The sequence below is a fragment of the Herbaspirillum sp. GW821-FHT09A12 genome, from assembly GCF_059418325.1.
The window spans coordinates 323,832-336,474 of the sequence record NZ_JBWKPR010000003.1; the positions used below are offsets into that span (position 1 = coordinate 323,832).

The 12,643-nt window shown below is 63.0% G+C and carries 14 protein-coding genes; 1 reads left to right on the forward strand and 13 read right to left on the reverse strand.

The window, feature by feature from the left end:
• Window positions 1-26: 26 nt before the first annotated feature.
• The 6 genes from sctV to AC07N6_RS11615 form a co-directional block, all read right to left on the reverse strand.
• The gene (gene sctV / locus AC07N6_RS11590) at window positions 27-2,114 is read right to left on the reverse strand and encodes a type III secretion system export apparatus subunit SctV (RefSeq protein WP_494783308.1); all 2,088 of its coding nucleotides are present in this window, start codon (window positions 2,112-2,114) and stop codon (window positions 27-29) included.
• Window positions 2,111-2,440: a hypothetical protein gene (locus AC07N6_RS11595; protein ID WP_494783307.1), complete on the reverse strand. Its 330-nt coding sequence runs from the start codon at window positions 2,438-2,440 to the stop codon at window positions 2,111-2,113. Before AC07N6_RS11595 ends, sctV begins: the two co-directional genes overlap by 4 nt.
• Window positions 2,418-2,873 (reverse strand): hypothetical protein, encoded by a 456-nt coding sequence (locus AC07N6_RS11600; protein WP_494783306.1) that lies wholly within the window; start codon window positions 2,871-2,873, stop codon window positions 2,418-2,420. Before AC07N6_RS11600 ends, AC07N6_RS11595 begins: the two co-directional genes overlap by 23 nt.
• Window positions 2,870-3,196, reverse strand: coding sequence for a hypothetical protein (locus AC07N6_RS11605; protein ID WP_494783305.1), 327 nt, complete (start codon window positions 3,194-3,196; stop codon window positions 2,870-2,872). Before AC07N6_RS11605 ends, AC07N6_RS11600 begins: the two co-directional genes overlap by 4 nt.
• 64 nt (window positions 3,197-3,260) lie before the next feature.
• Window positions 3,261-3,623 carry a hypothetical protein gene (locus AC07N6_RS11610; protein ID WP_494783304.1) on the reverse strand — a complete coding sequence of 121 codons (363 nt, stop codon included), beginning with the start codon at window positions 3,621-3,623 and terminating at the stop codon, window positions 3,261-3,263.
• The gene (locus AC07N6_RS11615) at window positions 3,620-4,672 is read right to left on the reverse strand and encodes a hypothetical protein (protein ID WP_494783303.1); all 1,053 of its coding nucleotides are present in this window, start codon (window positions 4,670-4,672) and stop codon (window positions 3,620-3,622) included. Before AC07N6_RS11615 ends, AC07N6_RS11610 begins: the two co-directional genes overlap by 4 nt.
• 227 nt (window positions 4,673-4,899) lie before the next feature.
• Here AC07N6_RS11615 and AC07N6_RS11620 point away from each other — a divergent pair, with 227 nt between their 5' ends.
• Window positions 4,900-5,640 (forward strand): RNA polymerase sigma factor, encoded by a 741-nt coding sequence (locus tag AC07N6_RS11620; RefSeq protein WP_494783302.1) that lies wholly within the window; start codon window positions 4,900-4,902, stop codon window positions 5,638-5,640.
• Between the two features lie 21 nt (window positions 5,641-5,661).
• Here the strand turns inward: AC07N6_RS11620 and AC07N6_RS11625 are convergent, their stop codons facing one another.
• The 7 genes from AC07N6_RS11625 to AC07N6_RS11655 all read right to left on the reverse strand — a co-directional run bounded on the left by AC07N6_RS11625 (window position 5,662) and on the right by AC07N6_RS11655 (window position 12,642).
• A complete protein-coding gene (locus tag AC07N6_RS11625; protein WP_494783301.1) occupies window positions 5,662-6,087 on the reverse strand; it encodes a hypothetical protein in 426 nt (141 codons plus the stop codon).
• Between the two features lie 142 nt (window positions 6,088-6,229).
• A complete protein-coding gene (locus AC07N6_RS11630; protein WP_494783300.1) occupies window positions 6,230-7,783 on the reverse strand; it encodes a class I SAM-dependent methyltransferase in 1,554 nt (517 codons plus the stop codon).
• A gap of 118 nt (window positions 7,784-7,901) precedes the next feature.
• Entirely contained in the window at window positions 7,902-8,057 is a 156-nt protein-coding gene (locus tag AC07N6_RS11635; protein WP_494783299.1) for a hypothetical protein, read from the reverse strand.
• Between the two features lie 56 nt (window positions 8,058-8,113).
• Window positions 8,114-8,674 carry a hypothetical protein gene (locus AC07N6_RS11640; protein ID WP_494783298.1) on the reverse strand — a complete coding sequence of 187 codons (561 nt, stop codon included), beginning with the start codon at window positions 8,672-8,674 and terminating at the stop codon, window positions 8,114-8,116.
• A gap of 83 nt (window positions 8,675-8,757) precedes the next feature.
• Window positions 8,758-11,643 carry a hypothetical protein gene (locus AC07N6_RS11645; protein WP_494786258.1) on the reverse strand — a complete coding sequence of 962 codons (2,886 nt, stop codon included), beginning with the start codon at window positions 11,641-11,643 and terminating at the stop codon, window positions 8,758-8,760.
• A 411-nt stretch (window positions 11,644-12,054) separates the two neighbouring features.
• Window positions 12,055-12,210: a hypothetical protein gene (locus AC07N6_RS11650; protein ID WP_494783297.1), complete on the reverse strand. Its 156-nt coding sequence runs from the start codon at window positions 12,208-12,210 to the stop codon at window positions 12,055-12,057.
• A 258-nt stretch (window positions 12,211-12,468) separates the two neighbouring features.
• Entirely contained in the window at window positions 12,469-12,642 is a 174-nt protein-coding gene (locus AC07N6_RS11655) for a hypothetical protein (protein ID WP_494783296.1), read from the reverse strand.
• Window position 12,643 lies beyond the last annotated feature (1 nt).

Genomic DNA, 12,643 nt, shown 5'->3' on the forward strand with positions numbered 1-12,643 from the left:
GGCGGTTCCTTGAAGCCGGGCAATTCTCAGACTTCGATCATGCCCACCGGCTTGACCTTGGCATGCTGGGTCAGCTCGGAAAAGGCGAATACCGGCACCGGGAAGAATTCTTCCTCGATCAGCTTGCGCACCGAACGGCGGATGTCGGCCGCGGTCACCAGCACCGGCGGCACGATGGGCGTGCTGACGTTGGTCGACAGCTCGTTCAGGCGGTCCAGGATCATCTGCTCGAGTTCGGAATCGATGTCCAGGTAGCTGCCCTGGCTGGTCTGGCGCATGGCGTTGCGCAGCTGGTCTTCCAGTTCGGGCGACAGCAGGATCACTTCGATGAGCCCGTCGCGCGAGGCTTCAAAGCAAAGCTGGCGCTTGAAGGCCAGCCGCACGTAGTCGGCGATGACGTCCGGATCGCGCTCCTTGGGCGCCCAATCGAGCGTGGTTTCCAGCAGCAGCCGCGCGTTGCGCAGCGACACGCCTTCGCGCGTGAGGCGCTGCACCACTTCGGTCAGGCGCGGCAAGGTCACGGTCTTGACCACCTCCTTGCCCAGTTCCGGATAGCGGCGCTCGGCCCAGCGCGTGAAGCGGATCACCTCGTTGACGCCGACGAACATCTGGCAGTTGCGCAGCATCTCGACTTCGACGTCGGCGGCGAATACCCTTTCCCAGGGTTCGGCCAGCACGCCGACGTCGAGCAGCTGGACAGGATCGTCCACCTTGATCCAGACGCGACGCCGGCGCGACCCCGGGATGTTGCGCTCGAAAGCCTGGAAACCCAGCTCCTGCACGCGTTCCAGCGGCTCGCGCGTGGCGCTCCAGCCCAGCATGATGTCGGCGTCGACCAGCGGCACCTCGGACATCATGAACAGCACCCGTCCTTCCGGCACCGAATCTTCGAATTCGAACTCGATCGGCTTCAAGTCGGGAATGCCGCGCTTTTCCAGGATGGCATTGCGCATCTGGCGCACCGCCGTGCGGATCTGGTCGGCTTCCGGGGTGTCCTGCATGGCCGTGGGTAGGCGCAGGATGAACGGCGTGGTGGCGGCGAAGTTGGTGAGGTCGACGATGCCGGCGTTCTGGCGCTCCTGTTCTTCCGACTGGCGCGCCATCTCGGCGTCGGCCAGGGGCTTGAGCAGGCCCGCCACGCCGCCCACGGCCAGGCCTACCGCCAGGCTCACGAAGATCAGGGTGGGCATGCCCGGAATCAGGCCGAACAACAGCATGATGCCGGCCGCCGTGAGCAGCGCCTTGGGTTCGCCGAACAGTTCGCCGGCGATATCGCGGCCGATGTTGGTGTCGCCGTCGTCGCCGCCGTCGCCGACACGGGTGGTGATGATGCCGGCGCCCAGCGAGATCAGCAGCGCCGGAATCTGCGCGATCAACGCGTCGCCGATGGACAGGATGGAATAGACCTGCATCGCCTGGCCGGCCTCCATGCCGCGCTGCACGATGCCGATCGAGATGCCGCCGATCAGGTTGATGGCCACGATGCAAAGGCCGGCGATGGCGTCGCCCTTGACGAACTTCATGGCGCCGTCCATGGCGCCGTGCAGCTGGCTTTCCATGCCCAGGTGCGCACGCTTGGCCTTGGCTTCCTCGGCGGTCAGGATGCCCGCGCGCAAGTCGCTGTCGATGGACATCTGCTTGCCGGGCATGGCATCCAGCGAGAAGCGCGCCGATACTTCAGAAACCCGTTCCGAACCCTTGGTGATGACGATGAACTGCACCACCGTCAGGATCAGGAAGATCACCAGCCCCACCACCAGGTTGCCGCCCACCACGAAGTTGCCGAAGGTCTCCACGATGTGCCCGGCGTCGGCGTCGAGCAGGATCAGGCGCGTGGTCGACACCGAGATCGCCAGGCGGAACAGGGTGGTCAGCAGCAGCACCGCTGGAAAAGTCGAAAAGGCGGTTGGGCCGGGCATGTACATGGCGACGATGACGATCAGGCCGGACGCGCACAGGCTGAAGGCGATGAGCATGTCCAGCAGCCAGATCGGCATCGGCAGCACCAGCATGAAGACGATACCGATCACCAATGCCGCGGCCAGCAGTTCGGCGCGCTGGCCCACGCGCATGGCGACCTTGTTGAGCAGCGTGACGATGCCGATGGCTTTCATTGGTATTCCCTCGTGGATGGCGTTACCGGCGGCGCCGGCGCGGCCGTGGTGTGATAGTCCAGCCGCCGCAGCACCAGGTCGATCCAGGCGGCATTGACGGGCGTGCGCATGGCGCGCAGGCGAGCGCTATCGACCGGTTCCAGCACCTCGGCGGCGGCCAGGTCGCGCATCAATTGCAATTTTTCATCCGCCGGCCATAGCTGCAGGCAGCCAAGCGCCAGCTGGTAGGCCTGTTCATACTGATAGGCGTTCAAATGCCCCCAGACCAGCCCGGTCGCCGCCAGCAGCTCAGGCTGCGCTCCTTCATGCTGCCTTTTCTTGCGCATCGTCCTGCTCCGGTTGAGGGGTGTCGACGTCGGCATGGCTGCGCTTCATCTGCTGCAGCCGCAAACGCATCTGTACTGCGCTTTCCACCAGCTTCAAGGCGCTCATCATGGGCATGCGCGCCGCGCCTTCCTCCAGTGCCAGGGAATGCTCCACCAGCATGCGCTGCAGGCTGCGCATGACCGGTATCGGGTCGCCGCGCCAGACCGGATTGTCGAAGGTGGCGGCGGCGCCGAGGAATTCCTTGACCACCGCCTGCAGCGGATCGACCGGCAGTGCCGCCGGCGGCAGCGAGGCGGCTTCCTCGCCCGGTGTGAGTTGCGGCAGTGACTTGGGAAGCTGCGCGACCTGGCCGACGCTATGGATTTCTCCCAGCTCGCCCGGCTCCGAGGGTAGCGGCCGGACGCTGCCGGCGCTGGAGGCGGAATGGATCAATTGAGCAGCTCCCGGCCCAATGCGATCTGGGCATCGAGCAGCTCCCCGCCTTCTTCCTCCTCCGAACTCAGGCGGCGCACCACGTACAGGCTGCCGTCATTGAACAGCGCCGGCAGCCAACCGCCGAAGCGGCGCGGGTCGGCGGCACGGCGCCGCAGCAGATCGCCGGCGTGCATCGGCGCATCCGCGCCCACTCCCAGGCCCACCAGCATGCAGTACTCCAGCGGATAGGCGAAGACATGCAAACCGCTGTCCAAGTCGCACAATGCAACGGTATTCTGCAATCGCGCCCGGCCGATAAGCCTGACTATCAAGTCGTTCATGAGGCTGTTCCCCCTGCGTCATAGTTGATTCGGATCGTGCTTGTTGCGGCCGCGTCGGGCGCGTTCAGGGGTCCGGCGCGTTGGCTCGACGCACCGCGCCGGCCAGCGTGGCGCGCCACTCCTGCTCACGCAGCTCGGCCAGGGTCGGATGATTGGACATCCGGTCCTGCAGCAGCGTGATCTGCCGGCTCAGCTCATCGAGCAGTTCGCGCCGCGCCGACAGCTTGTCTTGCGGCCACAGCGCCAGCGGCAACTGCGCGATCGCGTTGCGCACCTCGCGGTAGGCGCGCGCCCGCAGATCCTTGTCGGTATCGGACATATCCACCAGCTGCGCCATGAGCTGCGCGACCTTGCCCTTGCCCCATCCGGTTTCGGCGGCAGTCACCAGGACCAGCATGGCTTCGACACTATCGGCTTTGACTTTCATTGGATTCGTATGAGTTTTTTGACCAGGTCATCGGCGATCTTGAAGGCCGAGCGCACCAGCTTGAAGCCCTTGCCATCGTCCATCGACTGCGCGTACAAGCCCATGCTGCGCTCCGGATGCTCGCGCATTTCCTTGCGCATCAGGATCGAGCCGACCATGTGGCTACTCAGCACGTTGAGCGCATCGTTGACGAATCCGGGAAAATTCCTCGCCACTGAACGGGCGATGGTCAGCGTCGACAGGAACACATCCACCGAAATATTGCGGTTGGCGCCGATGACGTAGCGCATCTCGCGCAAGTCCACCGGCCCCTTCTCGGCATCGATGATCTGCGCCGGCGGCATGTCGGGGTCCTGCGCCAGCTCCGCGCGGATGCGCGAGAAGCGGGTGCCGAAGATCTCGCCCATGATCTGGCCGGTCGCATTGACCACCTTCATGTCCTTGGCGCGATCTTCGCTGGGCGAATCCTTGACGCGCTCGCGCGTCTGCAGCAGCAGGTTGACCGCATGCAGCACCAGTTCCTGCTCTTGCAGCAGCTTTTCCTGCAGGCGTTCGCGGGTTTCGCGATCCTTGTGGCGCGACTGGCCCAGGCCGGCGAACAGGATCGACAGGTTTTCGGCCACCAGGTCGCCGTTGACGCCGAACACTTCATTGAGCACCGCCTTATCCAGCGCCTGGACCGGCTCACTGCGCTCGCTCCTTTCGCGCTGCGCCTCGTTGCCGCGCGACGCGGCGCCGCCGCGCTTGGCGTTGGCCCCCGGCTTTTGCGATTGCGACTGCGGCTGGCGCGGCACCACCACGCGCGGGCGATCCTGCAGCGCCTGCTTCAGATGATGCAGCACCCGCGTGCCGCTGCGCGCCTTGAATGATTCAAGCGTCTCCTGCAGCGTGTTTTCCACATCGTTGAACATCTGCGCCTGGTTCTTCAGCGGCTGATGTTGTCTCAGATTGGAATTGGCGCGCGGCGGCAGCGGAACGACCGGCGGCTGTTCCAGCGGCAGGTTATTGGAAGATCCTTTGATGGAGGCATTCATGGCCGTGGGTGGCATGCGCCGGGCGGCAGGTTCCATCCATGGGCGGATAAGAAAAACAGCGGTCAGGCGGTTCCACGCGACGCAAGATAATTCCTCAACATTTATCAAAGTCTCACGAATGTTCAAAGAATGATCACGCTTGCCGGACCCGCTGCTATCTTGCGTCCATACCAGATGAGCGCAAGCAACCAGATGCTCTTGCGCACTCAACCTACACCGGTGTTTCACCCAAGGAGAATGCCATGCAAGCAGTATTTGAAGCCCAAGCGATAGCGCTCGAATCCCACCTCGTCTTCGCCGTCGACCTGTCCGCCGAAGAGGGCGATCTGCAAGATGACGACTTGCAGGCCGGGGAACCGCAAGCCCCCCAGGAGCAGGATCAACACGCCGGCGCCGCCGGGCAAGTCCGGGCCGAGCCGGCGCCGGCGGCCGTGCAGATCGACGTGGTGGCGCTCTATACCCAGCATCGCACCCATCTGCTGCGCTTCGTGCAGCGTTATGTGGGCAACCACGAAGACGCCGAGGACGTGGTGCAGAACACCTTCATCGAAGCGATGAAATGCGCGCACCGTTTTTCGGGCTTGTCCAAGCCGTCGACCTGGCTGTTCGGCATCGCCTTGAACCTGGCCCGCAACCAGGTGCGCCGCAACACCGCCGACCGCTACGAAATGGTCGACGAGAATTTCATGGAGCAGTTGGTGGACGCCGGCGCCGATCCGGCCATGGCCTATGAATTGCGGCAGATCGCGCAGAAGGTGGACGACTTGCTGAGCGAGCTGTCGCCGCAGATCCGCAACACCTTCGAAGCCGTGCTCGACGGCGACGCCACCTACGAAGAAGCCGCGCAACAATTGAGCATCCCCATCGGCACCGTCCGCTCCCGCGTCTCGCGCGTGCGCGCGGCCGTGCGCAACGAATACGGCAACAGCCCCGTGTCTTCCAGGCGTTCTTCCAGCACTACCCCGAATTCGTCGCGCCGCTGATGGCGCAGCCGCCGTGCCGGCTTAGCGGCGCGGCGGCGACTTGGGCCGGATCTCGTCGAAACAGCGTGTGGCGAGATCGGCCGTATTGAGTATTTCATCCATCACGCCGCGTTCGTCGGTCAAGGTTCGCAAGGCGATCTTGCGGACCAGCACATAGCGGCCTTCATCGGCGTGCCACAGGAAATCGCAATTGTCATTGCCTTCCTCGCTCAATGCCGCCGGCGGCGCCATCGCGGCGGCCATGGGCGCATCGCACGGCGGCAGCAGGCCGGTCACCGACAGGTAGAGGTCGATGCCGGCCGGCTCCACCGAAGTACGGGTGAGGATGTCGCCGATCTGCAGTTCCAGCGCCGGGCGCGCGGCGGCCTTCTGCCCCGAATAGTGCATCAGGTCCAGCAGCAGCTGCTTGACTCCCTGTCCGGAAATGTCGTCTTGTTCGTCTTGCAAGATCGCGATCCTGTCTGGTTGTTCGCAATGTGCGCGCTTGCGCGCCGAAGCGCGCGATGTGGCCAACGATTCTACCAATGAAAACGGCCCTTTCAGGCCGGATTCCCAAGTTACGAGCAAATTCAAGCTGCTAAGCATGGTGTTACCCCATGTCGGTTAAAGGTTGCGGCGCCATGTTCAGGCTTTTCCAGATCGGCCAGCGTTGCTCCATGATGCCCTGGGCGATGTCGGCCATGGCCATGCCAAGGTCTTGTTCCTGCGCCAGCGCCGGCTTCTCGCGGCGCATGGCCTGCGCCATCGGCGCTACCCAGCCGCCATGCGCCACGCTGTTGTGGACGATCTGGTCGTAGGCGATGCGCTGGCACAGTCCCGAGCGCAAGCCGCCCCCCAGCAGGGGCGAGGCCAGCACCTGGAACGCATCCGATTCGCGCGCCGAAGCCGCCAGCAGGCGGTTCAGGCGCTCGGCCGGGCGGCGGTCGACGCCGGCGGCGCCGAGAAAGAAGATGGCGCACTGCTCCGACTCGTGCAACAGCGAGGCCAGGCGCACCACCTCGTCGAAACCGGCCGCGCGCTGACGCAACTCGGGCAGCGCGGCCAGCTCCAGCAGCGAATGCGGCCGATTGAGCAGCGCCTGCATGATGGGATGATAGAGCGCGGGATCGACTTCGAATCTTCCCGCCGGGAACTCCAGCAGCGGCGTCGCCTGCGAGACCGGAATGGTGAGCGCCAGGCCGCAGCGCTCGAGCCACTGGCGACGGCGCGCCGGGGCCATGCGGCGGCGCCCGCGCACGAAGATGTCCTGCCGGAACGGGGTGTTGCAGATATGGTCGCAGGCCAGTTCGCGCAGGCCCGGATCCGCAATGGAGGCCAGGAAATCCTGCTGCGCGCGGCTCATGTAGATCTCGTGATACTGGCTGCTCAACAGCGCCGAGCCGGCAAAGTCGAGCTTGGCCCCGGCCATCTCGCGCATCACGTCGATCGAGTACATGGGATCGGCGCCATCGTGCAGATACTCGTGGGCGTGGTAATTGTCGTCGGCGGCGTTGCGCAGGTTCTGCAAGCGGTAGTCCAGTTGCCTGGACTGGATCTGCGTGAAGAAGCGGGCCTTGACGTCCACCAGTCCCTGCACCAACTCGCGTCCCTTGGCCAGCTTGTCCCTGGTGCAGAGCGGCTGGTTGCGGGCCGCCTCGCGCAGCAGCCGGCGCAGCGAGAGCGATGCGGTCCAGCCGGGCATGGCGTTGTAGTTGACATACACCACGCCGCCCGGCTTGAGGTAGCGGCGCAGGAATTCCACGATATAGCCGCGGTTGACGCCATCGACCCAGCTGTAGATGCCATACATCGTCACGTAATCGAACTGGGGCAGCGCGATCTTGCCTTCGGCCATTTCCTTGAAACTGGCCTCGAGCACGGTCAGGTTGTCCAGCTGCGCGCCTTCGGCCATTTCCTGGGCCGCCTTCACATGCGATGGCATGAAGTCGACCGCAAAGAATTTCCCCTTGGGGTTGGCCGCCGCGAACACGTTGGCCATCAGGCCCAATCCGCATCCCAGTTCCATGTAGGTGAACGGCTCGTCGACCGGCACCGGCTCGATGCCATAGGAAACGCACGCAAAGTTCAGGTGGCTCGGGCCTTGCTCCATCGCGAAGGTCGGCACATAGTCGAGCCCCTTCTCGTAACTGTCATTCCACTCCACTGCGCTCTCCTCTAGCGTGATTGCTGCGGCATCCGTTGCCGGCGGCGCCGGCCTTTGCGTCACCCAGGCCGACCGGGAGAGGGAAGCCGACTGCCGGCCGCCCCCTTCAATCCGCGGCTCACTTGCGTGACATGCGACGGATGCGATGCCAGGGGAAGTCCTCGTCCAGCTCGGCGTTCATCAATGTCTGCTGCGCGCCCAGGCGCAATGTCCTGCGTGACGGGGATGCGTTCTCGAACGAGACTTCATCATCCAGGTTGGAAGCGTTTTTCATGGCGTCTTACCTTTCTTTTGGAAAATGACGTAATGCGAAGAAACAGTTTTTCGCGCTCAAGCGATCTGCGCGCGCATGCCCAGATACCGCTCCGGCAAGCCCAGATTCAAGATGACGCGCGAGCGTTGCAACAATTGATAACGGGCCTGGTTGGGCATGCGCGAACCTGGCGCCGGCGTGTCATTCTGCTGCTTGGCGGCCTTCTTCCGCTCATCGCGCTCCATGCCGGTCACCGTGGCCTGGCGCGTCTTTTCGGTCTTCAATGGCGCTTCTTGCGGGTCGTCGCGGGGAATCGGAGGCACGTAACCGCTCACGCCGTTGAGAAACACGGTGGCCGGCAGATCCTGCTCGCCGGCATGGTTCACGCGTGTCAGGGCGGCCTTGGAAGGCGCCGCTGGCCTGGCCCGGCCGATACTGCGCAGCGACAGGGCCCAGCTCGGCCGCCGGCCTGGCGGCAGTCCTGTCGATGGGGACGCCTTGGCATCGAGATAGCCGGGCTGCGCCGCAGGCGGTACCGGCTGCCTGACGGCATAGTTGTCCAGCAGCGCGCTGTGGTCCCGCATCAGCTCCGCCAGGTCATGGGTCCTGGAGGCATCGAAGCCTGGGTTGATTCTCATGTTCATCATCTATTCCTTGCTACGGCGCGATCCGGGCATCGCTGCCGCGGATCGCGCCTGCTTGCTCAACTGCCTGCCAACGCTTACAGCCTGCCCTTCTCGACTGCCTTTTCCGGATCGACTTGACCCAACAAGCCGTCGTACTCGCCGGTGTTGGCGGACTCGATACGCTTGAACAGCTCGCCGCCGTTGGCCATGTAGGTCTGCGCGGCCTTCTGCACTTCCGGATCGACCTTGTGTTCCTTGCCGTCCTTGCCGGTGAAGTAGCCGGTGTCGGCGAGCTTTTGCATGCCTCCCGCCGAAATCAGGCTAAAACCCTCGTTGTGCAGGAAGTCCTTCATGGTGAAGACCGCATCCTTGTCGTTCATCGGCTTGCCGTTGTTCTGGCCATTACCGCCGTTGACGTTGCCGGGGGTGTAACCGTTACTGTTACCGTTGTTATAGCCGTTGCCATTGCTGGTGCCGTCCAAACGCCCCTTCTTGTCGGCATTGCCCGGATCGTTCACGCCCAGCTTGCCGTCGTTCTTGCCGGTGGTCGCCGATTCGACGCGCTGGTACAGTTCACCGCCATTGGCCATATAGGTCTGCGCGGCCTTTTGCACTTCCGGATCGGCCTTGTGTTCCTTGCCGTCCTTGCCGGTGAAGTAACCGGTCTCGGCAATCTTCTTCATCTCTTCCGGCGAAGTCAGGTCGAGACCGTTGTTTTGCTGGAAGTCCTTGAAGGTGTAGGCCGCATCCCGGTCGCTCATCGGCTTGCCGCTGTTCTGGCCATTGCCGAAGTTCACGCCGTCACCGCCGTTGATATTGCCGGGGGTGTAGCCGGGGGTGTAGCCGTTGCTGTTACCGTTGTTATAGCCGTTGCCATTGCTGGTGCCGTCCAAACGTCCCTTCTTGTCGGCATTGCCCGGATCGTTCACGCCCAGCTTGCCGTCGTTCTTGCCGGTGGTCGCCGATTCGACGCGCTGGTACAGTTCACCGCCATTGGCCATATAGGTCTGCGCGGCCTTCTGCACTTCCGGATCCGCCTTGTGTTCCTTGCCGTCCTTGCCCGTGAAGTAGCCGGTCTCGGCAATCTTCTTCATCTCTTCCGGCGAGGTCAGGTCCAGTCCATTGTTTTGCTGGAAGTCCTTGAAGGTGTAGGCCGCATCCCGGTCGCTCATCGGCTTGCCGCTGTTCTGGCCATTGCCGAAGTTCACGCCGTCACCGCCGTTGATATTGCCGGGGGTGTAGCCGTTGCCGTTGTTATAGCCATTGTTATAGCCGTTGCCATTGCTGGTGCCGTCCAGGCGTCCCTTCTTGTCGGCATTGCCAGGATCGTTCACCCCCAGCTTGCCGTCGTTCTTGCCGGTGGTCGCCGATTCGACGCGCTGGTACAGTTCACCGCCATTGGCCATATAGGTCTGCGCGGCCTTCTGGACTTCCGGATCGGCCTTGTGTTCCTTGCCGTCCTTGCCCGTGAAGTAGCCGGTCTCGGCAATCTTCTTCATCTCTTCCGGCGAGGTCAGGTCGAGACCGTTGTTTTGCTGGAAGTCCTTGAAGGTGTAGGCCGCATCCCGGTCGCTCATCGGCTTGCCGCTGTTCTGGCCGTTACCGAAGTTCACGCCATCACCGCCGTTGATATTGCCGGGGGTGTAGCCGTTACTGTTACCGTTGTTATAGCCATTGTTATAGCCGTTGCCATTGCTGGTGCCGTCCAAACGTCCCTTCTTGTCGGCATTGCCCGGATCATTCACGCCCAGCTTGCCGTCGTTCTTGCCGGTGGTCGCCGATTCGACGCGCTGGTACAGTTCACCGCCATTGGCCATGTAGGTCTGCGCGGCCTTCTGCACTTCCGGATCGGCCTTGTGCTCCTTGCCGTCCTTGCCGGTGAAGTAGCCGGTGTCGGCAATCTTCTTCATTTCTTCCGGCGAGGTCAGGTCCAGGCCGTTGTTCTGCTGGAAGTCCTTGAAGGTGTAGGCCGCATCCCGGTCGCTCATCGGCTTGCCGCTGTTTTGGCCGTTACCGAAGTTCACGTTATTGCCGCCGCCGATATCAATGGTGATCGAGCCGTTATTGAAGGAATTCCCGCTGGACTGGCTGGATGGAGACAGGCGGCCCTTGGCGAGTCCCTGGTCGAAGTCACCCTGGCCCAGTTGGCCGTCGAATTTGCCGTCGGTCGACGATTCCAGGCGCTTGAACAATTCGGCATCATTGTCCAGGAATGCCTGCGCGGCCTGTTGCACATCTTCGGAAACCATTTCGGTATTGCCGTTCTTGTCGGTGTGATAGCCGTTGGCCAGCTCTTGCATCTGCTTGATCGACAGCAGGCCGATGTCGTTGTCTTTTTGAAATTGGTTGATGGTCTTGGCCGCGTCGTAGTCGTCAGGCTGGTGCTTGGACAGCGAACCATTCATCAGGGAGGACAGCAGGAAATTGAGCAACAGGCCGCTGAAATCCTGGCCGCCGCCGCTAGGCCTATCAGAGATGCGCCCCTTCTTGATCGCATTGGCGGCATCGCCTTCTCCCAGTTCGCCATCGAAATTGCCATCGGTGGCCGATTCGGTCTTCTTGAACAGCTCGCCGCCATTGGCCATCATCATCTGCGCGGCTTGCTGCACGTTGTCCGGCACGCGGGTGGTCTTGCCATCCTTGCCGGTGAAATAGCCGTTGGCCATTTCCTGCAGCTGCGACGGCTTCAGGCGTCCGGTCTTGTTGTCTTGCTGGAATTGGCTGATGGTGTTGGCGGCGTCGGCCTCGGACATCCTGGAGCCGTTACCGCCGGTGCCCAGGATGGCATCGAGGAACCGCTTGGCTGCCGGCGGCAGATCGAACTCTACGTAGTTCGCATTCTTGTTCGACGAATTGCCGTTGTGGATATCGTTGTAGTCGGACTCGCTGACACCGCGCAGGTGCAAGGTAAGGGTCAGTTCACCATCCGGCGAACCGTTCTGATAGTTGTTGTTGGATGTGACAGTAAATGTATTGGACATACGTTCTCCGGAAAAAGGGGCAACAGACTACTCCGACGGCCGCGCCACTGCGTGATAACCTGCTGACCTCGCCGTTGCCGGACGATGACGCACGAAAACTCAAGGGATAGCGGACTCGTTGTTGAGTGACTCGACGAAGTTGTTAGTTCCAGTCCGCCAACAGGGAAGCGGTTTTTTCCGAAGACATGCTCGCGCCGCCCCGTTGGGACAAGCGGCCTGAGGCGGCGGCGCGGCCGGCCGCGGCAATATGCGGGAATGGAGATGGTGCGACGCTGCTGCATGGACCAGGCGCCAAGCCGCCTGCATCGCTTGGCCCCTTGGTTGATCGCCCCGACGGCGCCCAAGCCGCGCCGCCGGTCTCGGGTCGCCGCCATCGGCGCGCCCGGATCGCTTGCCCCCTCTTTGCGATGCCTAGACCAGTTGCTGGCCGGCGTCGCGCCCCTTTTTCATCATCTTGAACATGACGTCGAAGGCATCGACTTCCTCGGCCGAGGCGTTCACGCTATTTTGCTGGGCAATGGTCTTTGCCGTGGCGTTGGTCGATTCGGTCGCAAGTTCTACTGCCATGGCGGACTCCCAAAAGAAAAATGACAAGAGGTTTTCATCGGACGCTGTACTGGGTCGCAAGCGGCCCGGCGCGAGTTCCATCAGCCGCCAGACAGCGCGGGCGGGATGGCATGACGTCAATCGATGGAACCCACGCAAGGCGGCGCCGCGGGCATGGAACCAGCCGTGCCCGCGGCGCCACCAAGGAAGATGCCCGTGCCGGCCGGCTGTGGCGGTTGGCGCGCCAGCTGCGCGGCGCCCGGGCGATGCAGTGAAGCCTCAAATCGCCGCTTGCGCGGTCTCTTCCGCCTTCTTCGCGTATTTGAGGAATATGTTGACGTTGTCGACGTTGGTCACATCGTCATTGACGGCTTGTTGCGTACGAATGGCGCGCGCACTGCTGGTACGCGCTGCCGCAGCCGAACTGCCGGCGGTGTTGATCGAATCTTGCATG